Genomic DNA, 15,346 nt, shown 5'->3' with positions numbered 1-15,346 from the left:
CGCACAATGATATGGTGAGGATGCTTGGGGCGGAGCCTGTGGCCTTGGAATATGGTCAAGTTTATGGTGCCATTCAAAGGTGACATTTGATAAAATAAATAAAAAGTGAGGTAGTATATGCAAAAGTTTAATTATTATTCGCCTACAAGGATTGTTTTCGGTGCAGGAACAAGGAATGATATTGGAAGTTTAATCAAAGAGTTCGGAGTAAAGAAGGTTGCCGTTATTTTCGGTGGAAGCAGTGCAAAGAAAAGCGGTCTGCTTGATTTGGTGGAAGAGAATTTAAAGTCTGAGGGTATAGATGTACTCTTACTTGGAGGAGTGGTGCCGAATCCACTTTTAAGTAAGGCAAAGGAGATGACAAAGGAGTCCGTCAAGTTCGGTGCTGAGTTTGTACTTGCGGTAGGCGGCGGAAGTGTAATAGATACCGCGAAGTTTGTTGCAATAGGTGTGGCAAATCCTGATACGGATATAGAAGAGTTTTTCTTTCAAAGAAAGAAGGTGGAAAGATCTCTTCCGACAGGTTCGATTTTGACTATTGCTGCGGCAGGATCTGAAACAAGCGACTCAGCAGTTCTTACAGATGATGTAACCGGAAGCTGTATAAAGAAAGGAATTAACACAGACTTTAACAGATGCAGGTTTGCGATAATGGATCCCGAGCTTACATATTCTTTACCTAAGTATCAGATAGGTGCAGGTGCAGCTGATATCTTTATGCATACATCTGAGAGATATTTTACAAATATTTTAGGCAATCATTTGACTGATGAGTTGGCTGAGGGGCTTTTTAGAGATATTATAAAATTTGGACCGAAGGCTGTCAAAAATCCGACCGACTATGAAGCTATGAGTGAAGTTATGTGGTGCGGAAGTGTATCACATGTAGGACTTACAGGTCTTGGATCAAAAGGTGATACTCCAAGAGACGGTGACTGGTCATGTCATCAGCTTGGAATGGCTCTTTCATCGCTTTTTGACTCCACACATGGTGCAACCCTCAGTGCGATTTGGGCATCTTGGGCAAACTATGTAAAAGATGAGAATATATCAAGATTTGCCGGATTTGCAAGAAAGGTATATGGAGTGGCCGAAGCTGATGATAAAAAGGCGGCGGATATAGGGATTGAAAGAACCGTAGAATATTTCAAATCTGTCGGTATGCCTGTAAGCTTACATGAACTTCTTAACAGAGAGGTAAGCGAAAAAGATTGTGAAGACTTGGCAATAAACTGTTCTTATAATAAATCAAGAAGTATGGGAAGTTTCAAATCACTTGACTATAATGATATGTACAATATCTATATGGCGGCAAGGTAGTATAATAAGAAGGCTTTAGGAGAGAAGAGGCTTTTCAGTTTCATTAACACCAGCGGCAGGCCGTTGATGAACAGGATAATGTCCGGGCGGCGGTTGTTTCTGTTCTCCAGAAACGTGAATTGGTTCACCACATAGAAAGTGCTGTGTCCGGGCGTTACCATCGTGACCATAAACCACAAACACTTCTTTAAGATTCTGATTATTAGCAAGCTTTACATCAGTCAATATGCTCTCAGCCACCTCTTTGTTCTTACCTTGACAGTTTGCGGTTCCCTTATCCCAGCAGTTTACAATACAGCCGTTGGTTAATTTCAACGTTGTGCCGAGATTATTTCCCGTGCGTTTTTCCTCTGAAATACTCAGTCCTGCCTTTGCAAGCATATTTTTTACCTGTTTAAGAGTCAAATTCGATGCCATAATGGATACTCCTCCCATGTGTATGAGTTGTAGCTCCAATAGGGATGCAAGATAATGCTGCTTCACTGTACAGTTTTGTCACAATAACTCAAAAGTGACAAAACTGCACTTGAAACTGGACATGCCATGCTGTATAGTATAGATACAGTTACGTCATTTTTTGAGAAAAGTGACAAAACTGCAATGTGCTGAAGGAGGTGGCGGAGATGATTGAACAAAATCGAATCACAAACTTTCTGAAAGAAAACCCGTCTTTCACCACAAAGGATTTTGTCGGGATGGTCAAAGAATCTGGGACGGTTTATTCGGATCGGAAAGCATACCGTATGCTGCAGGATCTTCAGGATGGCGGGCAGATCATGAAGGTTGGACGTGGGCATTATTTAAAAGCTTCCATGAAAGCGCCTTATCATTTCAAAGCATCCGCCCTGATGGATGAGCTGGTTGGCATGATTGATCAAGAGTACCCGCTGATCACATACCAGACCTGGGAGCTTTATCAGTGGAATGAGTTCGTAAACCATCAGCTGGCGCATAATGCTTTCTTTATCGAAGTTGAAAACGGGCTGGAGACAACGGTCTTTGATATGTTGCTGGAAATATATCCTCGGGTGCTGCTGAATCCTGGCATGGAGGAGTATTACCGGTATCGTGCGGACGATATGATTATCGTCCAGAAACTGGTATCAGGAGCCCCGGCACCACAGCCGGGAACGAAACAGGCTTCCCTTGAAAAGATGCTGGTGGACATTTTCAGCCGGAAGCTGACAGGTCAGCTGATCGAGCGGGCTGAGTATCGACAGATCTATGAAGATGCTTTTGGCAAATATACGATCAATGAATTGGCACTCTTCCGCTATGCCGGAAGGCGTCATCTTAAATCCGACATCCGAAAGTTTATTGAGGATGAAACAAATATAGAGCTGAGATCGGAGGAATGGACATGATTGATAAGAAAGTCTATGACCTTGACTATATTCGTGAATTGCAAGCGAGATATAAGACGGATCCGGGCCTGCTGGAGAGGGTGCTTTACGCATTTGGCCTTCTTGAGGCACTCGTTAAGGTGGGGATGAAGTTTACCTTTAAGGGCGGCACAAGCCTGATGCTCTTGCTGGATCATCCGATCAGGCTGTCCACAGACATTGATATCATTGTTGATCCGGGGACAGATGTGGAGAGTTATATTGAGCAGGCGGGAACCATCTTTCCCTTTTTGCGAAAGGAAGAGGATATCCGTAAGGGGCGGAACAATATAGAAAAACGCCATTTCAAATTTATCTACTATTCCCCTGTCCGGCAGAAAGAGTTTTACATATTGCTGGATATTGTTTTCATGGAATCTCCGTATGATCAGATAGTGACAAAGCCCATCCGTAATGATCTGCTTGTCACTGCTCCGGAAGACCTTGTTGTAACCATGCCGACGCTGGAATGCATTCTGGGTGACAAGCTGACTGCTTTTGCTCCGCATACAACCGGCGTTCCGCTAGCAAAGAACAAGGAACTGGAGATCGCCAAGCAGATGTTTGATGTAGCCACCCTGGCAGAGCGGATGCAGGATCATAAGCAGTTCCGTGCGACCTACGACAGAGCCGTTGTAGAAGAGCTGGCTTTCCGCGGATTGGAATTGAGAAAAGAAGAAGTTCTGAAGGATACCATCCGGGCCTGCATCAGTATTATCAGCCGGGGCGAATATGACAAAGAGGACTATGTAGAATATCTGAAGGGTGTCCGCTCCTTGACGGATCATATTCTGGGGAATAAATTCACGCCGGAGATCGCAGCCGAGAAAGCATGCTCAGTGATGTGCCTTGCCGCCGGTGCTTTAACGCAGACCGATTATCCAAAGGTTGCCGATGCAGCGGGATATGCGAAGGAACGCCTTGCAGGCGACCAGTATAAGCGCCTCGCGTATATCCGGAAAAGAAATCTTGAAGCTTATGGCTATCTTGTGGAGGCCACAAGGATGCTCGAAGGCGTTTAAAAGAAGCTCTACGGTATTTGCGTCTATGGCGCGGCAGCGCGAAAGCTTGTTCGCTTCCGAGAAAAGAGTGACGGAAGGCAAGGAGGTGCAATATAAAAGTTATTCTCATCAGACATTGCAAAGTAAAATATGACTGGCGCAGCTTCTACAGCTCGGAAGAATTTGATCGGGCGTGTCGAGAGTACGACAGGGCTCCGATTGAAGCCGCAGAGCTGTCTGTAGATCAGACGGCGGAGGGCGTGGTTTACATCAGTCGCTTAGAGCGAAGCAAAAGCACCGCGCTTTGCTTCTATGGCAAAGCGGCACTCAAACAGACGGAGCTATTGGATGAGGTTCCTCTTAGATCAAGTTTTGATACGGAATTACGGCTGCCCCTCTGGTTTTGGAATCTGACGGGGAGAATCCAGTGGTTTTTGAATCATCCGAGGCAAGCAGAGTCCAGGCGTCTTACAGAGCGCCGAGCGAGAAAACTGGTCGGAAAAGTATGCGCCGCGGGTGAAGACTGCATTCTTGTCACGCATGGATTTTATATGCATACCTTGGTAAAAGAGTTTCAAAAAGCGGGGTTCAAAACAAAGCAGCGTAGAGCGTATTATCAAAACGGGCAAGGAATCGCACTGTGTCTTCCGACGCCAAGAGAGGGACAAGCATGAGCAGTGAAATTTCGAAACAGAATGAAAAACTCACCGAATTTTTGAAGCTGTTTCAACATAAACTTAGATGCATTCTGGGAGCTAAGCTCATCAGCATCTATATCCACGGTTCGGTGGCACAGAATGCTTTTCGCTAGGAGCGCTCCGATGTGGATGCGCTCGCGGTGGTTTCGGAGTGCCTCACCTAAGCCGAGCACATTCACTTTGTAGAGGAGATACGAGCACTCAGTGAGGAGGGGCCTGCGAAGGGAATTGAAGTATCCGTACTCACGGAGTCGGAGCTTCGTGAGGGTGCGCACCCCTATGTCACGGAATGCCATTATTTGCTCTTTTGGGATGAATATGTCCGCGAGGCGGGGTGGGAGAATTGGAATCAAGAATTGCGCAGGGATATGTAAAATCGCATCTTGATATAATATCCACCGCACGGGAGTGTAGAAAAGTGCTTAAAACAAAGGCTTTCAGCAGATTTCGATGTTCTGCCGAAAGCCTTCTTCTTTATGTTTCACTGCTGTGGGAGTAGCAACTACAATCGCTTGAACCCGCTCCGAGGTCAAAATAAAAATGTTTTCAAAAAATAAAAAGGTTACATTCAAAAAGTTTTATCTGATTCCAATTTTACCGATGCATCATAGATGATTGTCATGATGAAGCAAATGTATGTCAAGATGCTGCCGATTAAAAGTGCTCGGTTTGAGCTACTTTTTCTTTTGGTTTTTCTTTTGGGCATTTTTTACATACCCTATTTTTTTTGAGAGCAGCTTATGCTTAGTATCCTTCGACAATATTCTTATATTTATACAAAATTTCTTGAAATTTAAGAAAAATTTCTTTTCAAGCCGGAGAAATAGGAGTAGTATGGAAAAGTTAAATAAATGGTATTTCGGAAAGGAGAGTAGGATGAAGAAGCTAGAGGGAAAGAAAATGGGAAGTTTTGGACGAACACTTGTGCTGGGAACAGTTTTACTGACCGTGGCTAGCCCCATGACATCTTTGGCGAAAACCAATAGAGTGAACACGCCGGGAACTTGGCGGAAGCAAGGGGAGAAGTGGCAATTTCTTAGAGAGTATGGCACTCCGGAGAAGGGCTGGCTGGTCTATGAGAAGGATTGGTATTACCAAAGTCCTGTGGAGGAACTCATGGAAACCGGCTGGTTAAATTTACAGGGAAAGACCTATTTTCTCAGTACGGAGAATGGCTCTACCCTTGGGCATGTGCTTACAGGTTGGCAATGGATTGATGGCGATTGCTATTATTTTGAAGAGGCGGATCAGGCAGACTACGGTGTTTTGTTCACCGGTGGAAGAACCAAGGACGGCTACTATGTGGATGCCAATGGCCGTTGGCTCAATGAGGCCGGTGGGGAACCGGTGTATATTAGCGGCAAGGGACTCAGTGCATCTTTATCAGAGCGACAGGTGGCAGGTGTAAGCCGTAGTATTCCCTCCGGAAATGTAGGGCAGGTAGCGGGAGTAAGTCGTTCCGGAGGTAGATCTTCCGGCGGATCCACAAGCGGAAGCGGTTCCGGTAGCGCCACAAGCGGAAGCACCTCCACCGGAAATTCAGAAAACACAGCTGCTAACGCCGGTAATAATACCGGGACCACTACAGACAATACGGGCAATACCGGAAATACAGCGGAGAATGAAGGAAATACCGAGAACAATGGGAAATCCGAAACCCCGGCTTCTTCCTCTAATCTTTCAAAGGAAGAGGAGGGAAAGTCTGAAGAAAAGCCGGGCAGCGGAGAAAATGGCAATACAGAAGAGAAGCCCGGCACCGGAGAAAGCGGAAAGCCTGAAGAGAAGCCAAGTCCTGAGACACCGGAGGAAAAGAATGTTATTAAGCTGGTGGGAGAAGCCAAGCTTAATCAGGATGTGAAGCTTTATCTGCCTAAGGACATTATGGATAACATCGAATTTGCTGCCGTCAATTTTCAGCCGGTTTTATCGAAGTCTTATCAAGAGAACGAACCAAGCTACTCCTTGGATCGGGAAAAGCAGATTCTGACTCTTCCTAAGAGCCTATTCAAGGAAAGTAAAACCTATGAAATCTCTATTATGGCAGGGGGCGAACATCCATTCCATGTCATTACGATAGAGGTAAAAGACGATTAGGAAGTCCCTTTCACAGTAGAAAAGGGTGAGCCGGAGGTACTGGATAAGGGGATTCTTTTGGGTATTAATTATGCAGACTTCTACGCGGTAAGATGCCAAAGGGCATCTTACTCATCGCTCGTACAGTTCAGCAAGCGTTAATCGAGACTTGGAAGACTCAAAAAACCTCGGAAAATCAATGGTTTCCGAGGTTTTTTCATGTTCCATCATTTCTTTAGGTAGAAAAACGCATAGGTAGCACCTATGCCTTGCTTGCGAAGTAGCTGTCTCTCTTAAACTTACTTTTTATGCTTCTATAACAACCTTCATTCCACCGGCTTCTGAAGTACTAAATTGAACGCTCCACTTATAATAACGAGCAATTTGTTTAACGATCCTAAGACCTATTCCGTGTTCTTGAGCATTTTCTAAGTTGTTTAAAACAGCTGTGTTAAGTTTTTTTAATTGTTCTGCAGACACTCCAATACCATCATCTGAAAATTCGATGGTAAGCTTATGTGAACGGTGAATAGATTTGCTGATCTTTATTTTAATACTACAACCATTTGGATTATGATGGATGGAATTATTAATAATATTCTCTATAACCCTTTGATATAGACTTTCATTTACCTTAAGGATAATATTTGAAGCATCTTCTTCAATTTCAAAATCAAATTTATATTTCTGCTCAAATTCCCGATTCATAATATCAATGAGAATTTTTCATTTTTGTTTGTTTGATCTATGCAATGATTTTTTATCACTTAACTAAGAAAGAATTGATGAGAAAATAATCGTCCGGTCTTCTTTAGTCCTGCGAAGGGACTCCTCAAGAAAATGGGGAGTCTTTTTTTGTCTAGAATGTCTATTTGGGAATGGAATAAATAAAATTTATTAGTAAAAATTTCTTTACTTTTACTAGGTAAATAATTAAAATAAAATTACTAAAACAAGGAGGATTCTCAAATGAAGAAAAAAATCAAATTAGCTATGATTGGAATGACAGCCGTACTTTTCGGGCTGACTGCCTGCGGAAATAAGCAGGAAGCAACGTCTAAAGGAGGGAAGACCACAATCCGTTTTGCTTCTTGGGATACAGCGGATGACGTCGATGCACAGCAGAAGCTCGTTGACAAGTTTAATGAAGAGCATCCCGATATTCAGGTTGTGTTGGAAGCCTATGGTTCGGATTTTGACACAAAAATCAGTGCATCCATGGGATCGGGAGACGCACCGGATGTGATGTATATGTGGAACTATCCTGCATATCATGAAGGGCTGGAACCGCTTGACAGCTATATTGAAAAAGAGGGAGAGGACTACAAGAAGAATTTCTATAGTACACTCTGGAATTACAACTCTTATGACGGACAGATCTACGGTTTACCGGTAGGGTTTACGACACACTGCGTATACTATAACAAGGATTTGTTTGAACAGGCCGGAGTGGAAGCTCCGAAGGGTGATTGGACTTGGGAAGATTTAAAGGAAAAGGCAAAGGTGATTTATGAGAAGACCGGGGTAAAGGGCTTTTCTTTCTCCATGAAGCCGGATCCCTATGATTATGAAATGTATCTTTGGAGCAACGGAACCGCTTATTGCGGCAAAGACGGAAAGATGGAAGGCTATGTGGATTCCGATAAGGCACTCGAAACCTATAAGATGTTCCAGGATATGGAAAAAGACGGCTATGCTGTAGCTACAGAGAAGTCCGGAGGAGATGAATTTCAGGCGGGACAGACCGGTATGTTTGTTTACGGGGCATGGGCTGTAAAGAAGTATACGGAAGAAGGTGTGAATTTCGGATTGGCTAAACTTCCCTCTTTCGGTTCGGAAAAGTCGGCAAGTATTTTAAGTTCTTCCGGAGTAGCCATTGCAAAGAGCAGTAAAAACAAGGAAGCGGCTTGGGAATTTGTAAAGTTTTGGACAAGTGAAGAAAGCAACAAGACTCGTATCGGAACAGAGTTCCCCGTTCTGATGTCCGTTGTAGAAAGCGAGAAGATTCTGGAGAAGCCGGAATACGCACCCTTCTATGAGATGCTGGATCAGAGTGGAGAGTATACTCCTGCAAGCTTTATCATGGATAAATGGTCCGAGGTTTCCGAGAAGTTGGAGCTTGCTTTCGAAGAAATGTACAATCCGAGTTCTCTCATGGATGTAAAAGAAGCCATTGCATCCGTTTTAAATTAATGCGTTCATGTTCTAAACTTATGCTGTTCAAGGAGCGGGTAAAATGGAGTTTAAGAAAAAACTGAAAGGGTTAACACCTTACCTCTTTATTATGCCATGGATCATAGGATTTCTTGTCTTCACCATAGGGCCCTTGATTTTATCTTTGGTGATGAGCTTCTTTGATTGGTCTCTTGCCGGAACCCCTGTTTTCAAGGGGTTCGGGAATTACAAAGAGATGTTTACCAAAGATGCACAATTTTGGAAATCTCTCTTGATCAGCATCAAGTATGCGGCGATATTTGTCCCTTTAAATATTTGTATAGCCCTATTTCTTGCCATGCTGATTACCCAGAATGTTCGAGGGGTGAAGTTCTTCAGAACTCTTTTTTACATTCCGACCGTGATTTCCGGTGTTGCAGTGTCCATTATCTGGGGCTGGATTTTGAACGGAGACTACGGTGTTTTAAACTACCTGCTCTCGCTCCTTGGCATTAAAGGGCCAAGATGGCTGGTAGACCCCGCCTGGGCGCTCTTTGCCGTGATTCTTGCGAGCGCCTTCGGTGTGGGCAGTATGATGCTGATTTTCTATACCGATATCAAGGGAATCCCGACGGATCTCTATGAGGCGGCAGCTTTAGACGGTGCAGGCAAGGTGGGCAGCTTTTTCTCGATTACCCTTCCCTTAATTTCCCCTACCATTTTATTTAACTTGATTACTTCCATAATCGGATCTTTCCAGCAGGTAACCCTGGTTATGCTCTTAACAGGCGGCGGGCCTCTGAAATCCACTTATTTTTACGGTCTGTATACCTATAACAATGCCTTTAAGCATCATAAGTTGGGCTATGCCAGTGCCAATGCATGGGTGATGTTCATCATTATTTTACTCTTGACCGCAGTGGTATTCCGCTCTTCATCGGCTTGGGTATTCTATCAAAGTGAAACAACGGAAAAGAAAAAAGGGAAGGGAGGGAAAAAATAATGAAGACCGATAAGAAAACCAATCTTGTAATAGAGATATTACTGGTAATTATTGCGATTTATTTTATTTCTCCGTTTATCTATATGTTCTTTTCCTCTTTGAAAACGGAAACGGAAGCCATTGCCTATCCTCCGAAGCTTTTCCCGGAGGTGTGGAGATTTTCCAATTACATTGAGGCTTGGAATTCACAGCCCTTCAACACCTTTCTTCTCAATACGGTTCTGGTTACCGTCTTAACCACTTTGGGACAGCTTGTGTCCTGCTCTTTGGTGGCTTACGGCTTTGCCAGATTCGAATTCAAGGGGAAAAACTTCTTGTTCATGGTACTGCTTTCCACCATGATGATTCCCTGGGATGTTACGATGATTCCCTTGTATATGGAGTTTAAAATTTTTGGCTGGATCAACACCTTAAAACCTCTCATTATTCCGGCTTGGTTCGGTTCGGCATACTATATCTTTTTGATGAGACAGTTCCTCTTGGGCGTGCCGAAAGATTTTGAAGAGGCGGCAAGACTCGACGGCGCCAATGTCTTTCAGATTTACTGGATGATTTTCATGCCGATTTTGAAGCCGTCCCTCATTCTGGTTGCGGTACTGAATATGATTTCCGTTTGGAATGATTATCTCGGTCCTTTGGTATTCTTACAGGATCGATCGAAATACACCTTGGCGCTGGGACTGGCGGCCTTTAAAGGAGTGCATGGAACAAAGATTATTCCCATGCTGTGTATCACTGTGATTATGATTATTCCGCCAATTTTGGCTTTTATCCTTGCGCAGAAATATATCGTGGAGGGAACCGGCGGTGCTATTAAGTCATAAAATGTGCCGTCAAAAGGAATCAGGGGCGCCATTAAGTCATAAAAATGCAAGATGAGGGGGAACGATGATTAGAGACAATTTTTCGAAAATATTGAGAGAGGCAATGTCGGAGGATTCTTGGCTGATTTCCGAGGATCAATATGATGCAAAGAAGAATCTGCAGTTTGAAAGCCTCTTTGCCTTATCGAACGGCTATATGGGAATACGAGGTGTACAGGAGGAGGGGAATCACCCCTCCCTTCCTTATGTGTATATAAACGGAATCTTTGATAAGTCGGAAACCTTTATGCGGGAACTCGTCACCTTACCCAACTGGAGTGAATTAAAGTTCTATGTAGAGAAGCAATTGCTTTCTGTAGAGCGCTGTGAAATTCTGGAGTATAGGAGAGCGCTGGACTTAAAGACGGCGACGCTCTACAAACATGTCCTTTTAAGAGATGAATCAGGTAGAGAAAGTCTGATTGAGTCCGTGCGTTTCTTAAGCAGGGAAAATGTTCATCGAATGGGCATGAAAGTGTATTTTACCCCCTTAAATTATGACGGTATTTTGGAAATAGAAAGCAGCATTAACGGATCTATCCTAAACTTCTGTGATGCACCGAGGTTTAAGGTAAAGCATAGCGTGGTCACGGAAAACAGTGCAAAGGAAGACAATATTTATCTTGAGGTGGAGACAAGGGATGACCTGCTTCATATCGGGACGGGAGCGAGTCTTCATGCCTATGAAAACGGGGAAGAAGTGCTTCGGAATCGCAGATGCAGCGCTTTCGGAGAAGTAGCTTTGGAATTTGCGGATTGCAAGGTGAAAGAGGGAAAGACGGTAGAAATTCTAAAATATGTTTCCGTATTTACAGAGAAGGACTGTGAAAGAGCGGCAATTCGCCCCTCCGTTTTTAAAGAACTGGAGAGTTTCCGAGATAGGGGCTTCACGGAAGAGCACAGAGCGCATAAAAAGGTTTATGATACGATGTGGAAGCGCGCGAATGTTCGAATTAAAGGTGATTTTGAGCTGGACCGCGCGGTTCGTTTCAACATTTTCCACCTGATGAGTACCGCAAGTGAGTATGATGACAGAGTCAATGTCGGCGCAAAGCTTCTAAGCGGAGAGGAATACGGGGGTCATGCCTTCTGGGATACGGAACTCTTCATGCTTCCTTTCTTTTCCTTTGTTTTCCCGGAAAAAGCAAAGAGACTGGAATGCTATCGTTACAGACTTCTTGATGCGGCGAGAAAAAATGCGCGGAAAAACGGATATCAAGGTGCACAGTATCCCTGGGAGTCCGCTGATGACGGAACAGAGCAGTGTCCGGACTGGACGATTGAACCGGACGGTTCCTGCTACCGTTGCTATGTGGCTAAATATGAGCACCATGTTACGGCTGCTGTGATGTACGGTGCGTACAAATATGCGGAAACGACCGGAGATACGGACTTCCTCTATAAGGAAGCAGCGGAAATCTTTGTGGAGACGGCAAGATTTTGGGCAAGCAGAGTACTTTACAATGAGACGCTAAAGCTGTATGAAATCCGTGAAGTGACCGGACCGGATGAGTGGCATGAACCGGTGAATAACAATGTTTACACAAACTATCTGGTGAAATGGTGTCTTCGATTTGTAAGCTCCTTAATAACGGAAATGAAAGATTCACGGGAGGCGGAGTATCGAAGCCTTTGTGAGAAGCTTCATTTCATGGAGGAAGAAGCGGAAACTTGGAAGGAAATCAGTGATAAAATTTATATCCCGAAGAAAGAAGGCACGAAGATTTTCGAGCAATTCGAGGGATATTTCGACCTTTACGAAGTTCTGATAGAGAAGTATGACAAGAATGACTGGCCAATCAGACCCGAAATCTTAAAGACAATGAGTGTGACGGAAACGCAGCTCATTAAGCAGGCGGATGTGGTTATGCTCATGCATTTGCTCGGACAGGAATTTGACGAAGAGACAATTCGGGAAAACTACAATTACTATGAGAAGCGGACTTTGCACGGCTCTTCCTTAAGCCCCAGCATTTATGCTATTATGGGCTTGAAAATAGGGGACTCCTCTAAAGCTTATCGCTATTTAAGGCGGGCGGCACTCCTGGACCTATGGAATATTCAGGGAAATACCCGTGAAGGAATCCATGCGGCAAATACCGGTGGAGTTTGGCAGACCGTGGTTTTCGGTTTTGCAGGTCTCTCCCTTGATGAAAACGGAGAGCTTCATTTACAACCTCACATGCCCAAAGAATGGGAGGAATTGCAATTCAGTATTATGCATAGAGGAGAAGCTACGGAAATTACGATTAAAGGGGACAATTCCTATACCATAAGAAAGCGGGAAGCAAATGAAGTATAAAGCGGTAATTTTTGATTTGGACGGGGTAATCTGCAGCACGGACCGGTTTCATTATCTTGCGTGGAAAAAGATAGCGGATGATCTGGGGATTTATTTTGATGAGAACATCAACCAAAGATTAAGAGGGGTAAGCAGGGCCGAGAGTTTTCAGATTATTCTGGAAAAATATGACGGAAAGCTGAGTAGCGAGGAAACGGAGCGCTACCTTGATCAAAAAAACAAACTCTACCGTTCTTATCTGGAAGAAATGACGGAAGGGGACTTTCAGGAAGAGGTGAAAAATACTCTGTCGGAACTTAGGAGAAGGGGCTATCAGCTTGCTATCGGCTCTTCCAGTAGAAATGCAAAGCATATCTTAGAGCGTCTTAAAGCAATGGAGTATTTCGACGCCATTTCCGACGGGACGAATATTACAAGAACCAAACCGGATCCGGAAGTCTTTTTAAAGGCTGCGGAAATGTTGGGGTTAAATCCTTCCGACTGCATCGTCATGGAGGATGCAAAGTCCGGAATTGAAGCAGCAAGGGCGGGAGGAATGAAAAGTATCGCGATAGGAGATGCTGTACCTGAGGGGCTTTCCGACTATAAGGTAAAGTGCTTCGGGGAAATTCTGAAAATTGTATAGCAGAAAAATCCGCCTTCTTTTTGGCGGATTTTTCTTTTGGGAAGAATTTGGATTGAAAAATGGGAGAGCATGCAAAGGCATATAGGAAAAAACGTGTTGATGAAAATGCTGTAACTCCTTGTGTAATAACGGGTTGTGGGGGGATATTCCCTAAAAACTATACTCATTGGAGGAAGATTAAATGAATCAAGTAAAATGTCCTGTTTGTGGAAATTAATCTGTTAAATTGGGAAAACCAAAGCAGGATCTCACCGCTGGCTTTGTAAAGCATGCAAAAAGAATACTAAAGGCAGAGTGCTCATTGCTAAGACTTATACAAGAAAATATTTTTAACATACCTTATAATGAATTATCTACAGATTTTATCGCGTCATCAACGAATAACCGAATAGAAGGTGGTATTAACTCCCGACTTATGGAAATGCTAAGAAACCATAGAGGCTTATCTATAGAAAGACGAATAAAAGCGGTCTACTGGATGCTATATGCACTCTCCGGAGCCGCTTTCTTCGTCTGAAATATTAAATGTAATGCCTACAGATAAAAGTATTGCCAGACTATATAAAAATGTGAATGAGAAGCAAAAATTAGAAAAAAGCCTATACATCTGGGATGATACTATTGTGTGGAGCGACCTTCATTGAATAGATAATACATTTGCTAATTGGGATTAGCCATCAACACATTTTGTTCTATAACTCATTCTTTAAAAAATGAAAAGAATAGCAAGATTTTTTCGTTAAAATATAGAATTTCTATTGACAATACGATTCAAAAATAGTAAAAGTGTATAAGGAAACATATTTCGGAAATAATTTCTGAGGCAATATCACGGTATTCTGAAGTGAGTGGAAGTGAAGAACAGAGGTGAAGAGTGAAAATTGTAAATCTTGGCTCGCTCAATATTGATAAGACTTATTCTGTGGAACATTTTGCGAGACCCGGAGAAACCATTAAGGCTAAGTCCTATCGGGAGTATTGTGGTGGAAAAGGACTTAATCAGTCCATTGCTCTATCCCGAGCTGGTGCGGAAGTTTACCATGCCGGAAAGGTGGGAGAGGATGGTGCTATCCTCAGGAAGGCCTTAGAAGATTCGGGGGTAAATTTGACTTACCTGGAAAAGGGAAAGCAAGTCAGCGGGCACGCCATTATTCAGATAGATGAGGCGGGGCAGAATAATATCATCATAAGTGGCGGTGCAAATGAGGAGTTAGACAAGCAGTTTATCGAGAAAGTTTTAGGGAATTTCCTTAAGGGAGATATTCTGCTGTTACAAAATGAGATAAGCAATGTCGCATTTGCGATAGAGGAAGCTAAGAGGAGAGGGCTAACGATTGCCTTCAATCCCTCTCCTTTAGATAAAAAGATACTAGGGTATCCTCTTAAAGATGTCGACTTATTCATTATGAATGAGATAGAAGCTGTGGAAATTTTAAGAGGAGAGCATTTAAATATTGGGCAGGAGGAAAGCTGGGTTGACCAGCATGGAATTAGGGAAGAAGATCTGCGAAAAGCCTTTCCCAAAGCTGCTTTTGTAATAACATTAGGTGAAAAGGGTTCTGTGTACTTTGACGAGAATACTCGTGTAGAACAGGATATTTTTCCAACTAAGGTAGTGGATACTACAGGGGCTGGAGATACCTTTTGCGGATATTTCCTCGCAGGACTTACGAAGGGGCTTTTGGTGAAAGACTGTTTAGAATTAGCTAGTGCAGCGGCATCCATCTCTGTTTCCAAGCCCGGAGCAGCGGCTAGTATTCCCCTTTGGGAAGAAGCAATGTTGCATGTCGAAAACCATAAGTAAGAATATAAAAAATTAAAAATAGTAGAATGAATCATAGAGGAACTAAAAGTAAAAATACTGAGTATAAGCTACAAGAAGTTGCCTGAAAAGGTGTGAGAATTATATTCTATGAGGAGGAAAA

Annotated in this window: 14 protein-coding genes and 1 pseudogene; 13 read left to right on the top strand and 2 right to left on the bottom strand. The window is 43.4% G+C overall.

The annotated features are described in order from the left end of the window. The first annotated feature begins 117 nt into the window (after positions 1 to 117). Complete coding sequence (locus HMPREF9624_RS08090; RefSeq protein WP_009537343.1) at positions 118 to 1,320, top strand: iron-containing alcohol dehydrogenase; 1,203 nt, start codon at positions 118 to 120, stop codon at positions 1,318 to 1,320. Here HMPREF9624_RS08090 and HMPREF9624_RS12390 read toward each other — a convergent pair. Next, positions 1,302 to 1,481 carry a type I restriction endonuclease gene (locus HMPREF9624_RS12390; RefSeq protein WP_242822650.1) on the bottom strand — a complete coding sequence of 60 codons (180 nt, stop codon included), beginning with the start codon at positions 1,479 to 1,481 and terminating at the stop codon, positions 1,302 to 1,304. The two genes, HMPREF9624_RS08090 and HMPREF9624_RS12390, sit on opposite strands and share 19 nt — an antisense overlap. A gap of 462 nt (positions 1,482 to 1,943) precedes the next feature. Between HMPREF9624_RS12390 and HMPREF9624_RS08080 the strand changes: the two genes are divergently transcribed. The 5 genes from HMPREF9624_RS08080 (at position 1,944) to HMPREF9624_RS08065 (ending at position 6,495) form a co-directional block, all read left to right on the top strand. Continuing rightward, the gene (locus tag HMPREF9624_RS08080) at positions 1,944 to 2,684 is read left to right on the top strand and encodes a DUF6577 family protein (RefSeq protein WP_009428265.1); all 741 of its coding nucleotides are present in this window, start codon (positions 1,944 to 1,946) and stop codon (positions 2,682 to 2,684) included. Further along, positions 2,681 to 3,724, top strand: coding sequence for a nucleotidyl transferase AbiEii/AbiGii toxin family protein (locus HMPREF9624_RS08075; protein WP_009537341.1), 1,044 nt, complete (start codon positions 2,681 to 2,683; stop codon positions 3,722 to 3,724). Before HMPREF9624_RS08080 ends, HMPREF9624_RS08075 begins: the two co-directional genes overlap by 4 nt. Positions 3,725 to 3,816: 92 nt before the next feature. Then, positions 3,817 to 4,377, top strand: coding sequence for a histidine phosphatase family protein (locus HMPREF9624_RS08070; RefSeq protein WP_036595029.1), 561 nt, complete (start codon positions 3,817 to 3,819; stop codon positions 4,375 to 4,377). Then, on the top strand, positions 4,374 to 4,514 hold the full coding sequence (locus HMPREF9624_RS11865; RefSeq protein ID WP_009429329.1) for a hypothetical protein: 141 nt from the start codon (positions 4,374 to 4,376) through the stop codon (positions 4,512 to 4,514). Before HMPREF9624_RS08070 ends, HMPREF9624_RS11865 begins: the two co-directional genes overlap by 4 nt. Before the next feature lie 721 nt (positions 4,515 to 5,235). After that, entirely contained in the window at positions 5,236 to 6,495 is a 1,260-nt protein-coding gene (locus HMPREF9624_RS08065; RefSeq protein WP_009537340.1) for a hypothetical protein, read from the top strand. A gap of 285 nt (positions 6,496 to 6,780) precedes the next feature. On the opposite strand, the gene HMPREF9624_RS08060 is transcribed toward HMPREF9624_RS08065, so the two are convergent. Beyond that, the gene (locus HMPREF9624_RS08060) at positions 6,781 to 7,182 is read right to left on the bottom strand and encodes an ATP-binding protein (RefSeq protein WP_009537339.1); all 402 of its coding nucleotides are present in this window, start codon (positions 7,180 to 7,182) and stop codon (positions 6,781 to 6,783) included. Positions 7,183 to 7,443: 261 nt separating this feature from the next. Between HMPREF9624_RS08060 and HMPREF9624_RS08055 the strand changes: the two genes are divergently transcribed. From HMPREF9624_RS08055 to HMPREF9624_RS08025, 7 genes and pseudogenes are all read left to right on the top strand, one after another. Beyond that, on the top strand, positions 7,444 to 8,667 hold the full coding sequence (locus HMPREF9624_RS08055) for an ABC transporter substrate-binding protein (protein WP_009537338.1): 1,224 nt from the start codon (positions 7,444 to 7,446) through the stop codon (positions 8,665 to 8,667). Between the two features lie 43 nt (positions 8,668 to 8,710). Continuing rightward, a complete protein-coding gene (locus HMPREF9624_RS08050) occupies positions 8,711 to 9,631 on the top strand; it encodes a carbohydrate ABC transporter permease (protein WP_009537337.1) in 921 nt (306 codons plus the stop codon). Beyond that, on the top strand, positions 9,631 to 10,455 hold the full coding sequence (locus HMPREF9624_RS08045) for a carbohydrate ABC transporter permease (protein WP_009537336.1): 825 nt from the start codon (positions 9,631 to 9,633) through the stop codon (positions 10,453 to 10,455). The genes HMPREF9624_RS08050 and HMPREF9624_RS08045 overlap by 1 nt, the downstream gene beginning before the upstream one ends. Before the next feature lie 64 nt (positions 10,456 to 10,519). Next, on the top strand, positions 10,520 to 12,796 hold the full coding sequence (locus tag HMPREF9624_RS08040) for a glycoside hydrolase family 65 protein (protein WP_009537335.1): 2,277 nt from the start codon (positions 10,520 to 10,522) through the stop codon (positions 12,794 to 12,796). Beyond that, the gene (pgmB, locus tag HMPREF9624_RS08035; protein WP_009537334.1) at positions 12,786 to 13,421 is read left to right on the top strand and encodes a beta-phosphoglucomutase; all 636 of its coding nucleotides are present in this window, start codon (positions 12,786 to 12,788) and stop codon (positions 13,419 to 13,421) included. The genes HMPREF9624_RS08040 and pgmB overlap by 11 nt, the downstream gene beginning before the upstream one ends. Positions 13,422 to 13,695: 274 nt before the next feature. Continuing rightward, positions 13,696 to 14,065: pseudogene (locus HMPREF9624_RS08030) on the top strand (IS256 family transposase); the annotation flags it as partial. A 230-nt stretch (positions 14,066 to 14,295) separates the two neighbouring features. Further along, the gene (locus HMPREF9624_RS08025; RefSeq protein ID WP_009428780.1) at positions 14,296 to 15,225 is read left to right on the top strand and encodes a ribokinase; all 930 of its coding nucleotides are present in this window, start codon (positions 14,296 to 14,298) and stop codon (positions 15,223 to 15,225) included. The last annotated feature ends 121 nt before the right edge of the window (positions 15,226 to 15,346 follow it).

The organism is Oribacterium asaccharolyticum ACB7, assembly GCF_000238075.1.
In the GTDB taxonomy this organism is placed as follows: Bacteria; Bacillota; Clostridia; order Lachnospirales; family Lachnospiraceae; genus Oribacterium; species Oribacterium asaccharolyticum.
The sequence above is the reverse complement of the archived record's forward strand: the minus strand, read 5'-3'. Positions and strand labels throughout refer to the sequence as shown.

Coding starts and splice junctions, on each gene's coding strand:
- HMPREF9624_RS08090 (WP_009537343.1), top strand. CDS start 118: ATGCAAAAGTTTAATTATTATTCGCCTACAAGGATTGTTTTCGGTGCA.
- HMPREF9624_RS12390 (WP_242822650.1), bottom strand. CDS start 1,481: ATGGTAACGCCCGGACACAGCACTTTCTATGTGGTGAACCAATTCACG.
- HMPREF9624_RS08080 (WP_009428265.1), top strand. CDS start 1,944: ATGATTGAACAAAATCGAATCACAAACTTTCTGAAAGAAAACCCGTCT.
- HMPREF9624_RS08075 (WP_009537341.1), top strand. CDS start 2,681: ATGATTGATAAGAAAGTCTATGACCTTGACTATATTCGTGAATTGCAA.
- HMPREF9624_RS11865 (WP_009429329.1), top strand. CDS start 4,374: ATGAGCAGTGAAATTTCGAAACAGAATGAAAAACTCACCGAATTTTTG.
- HMPREF9624_RS08065 (WP_009537340.1), top strand. CDS start 5,236: ATGGAAAAGTTAAATAAATGGTATTTCGGAAAGGAGAGTAGGATGAAG.
- HMPREF9624_RS08060 (WP_009537339.1), bottom strand. CDS start 7,182: ATGAATCGGGAATTTGAGCAGAAATATAAATTTGATTTTGAAATTGAA.
- HMPREF9624_RS08055 (WP_009537338.1), top strand. CDS start 7,444: ATGAAGAAAAAAATCAAATTAGCTATGATTGGAATGACAGCCGTACTT.
- HMPREF9624_RS08050 (WP_009537337.1), top strand. CDS start 8,711: ATGGAGTTTAAGAAAAAACTGAAAGGGTTAACACCTTACCTCTTTATT.
- HMPREF9624_RS08045 (WP_009537336.1), top strand. CDS start 9,631: ATGAAGACCGATAAGAAAACCAATCTTGTAATAGAGATATTACTGGTA.
- HMPREF9624_RS08040 (WP_009537335.1), top strand. CDS start 10,520: ATGATTAGAGACAATTTTTCGAAAATATTGAGAGAGGCAATGTCGGAG.
- pgmB (WP_009537334.1), top strand. CDS start 12,786: ATGAAGTATAAAGCGGTAATTTTTGATTTGGACGGGGTAATCTGCAGC.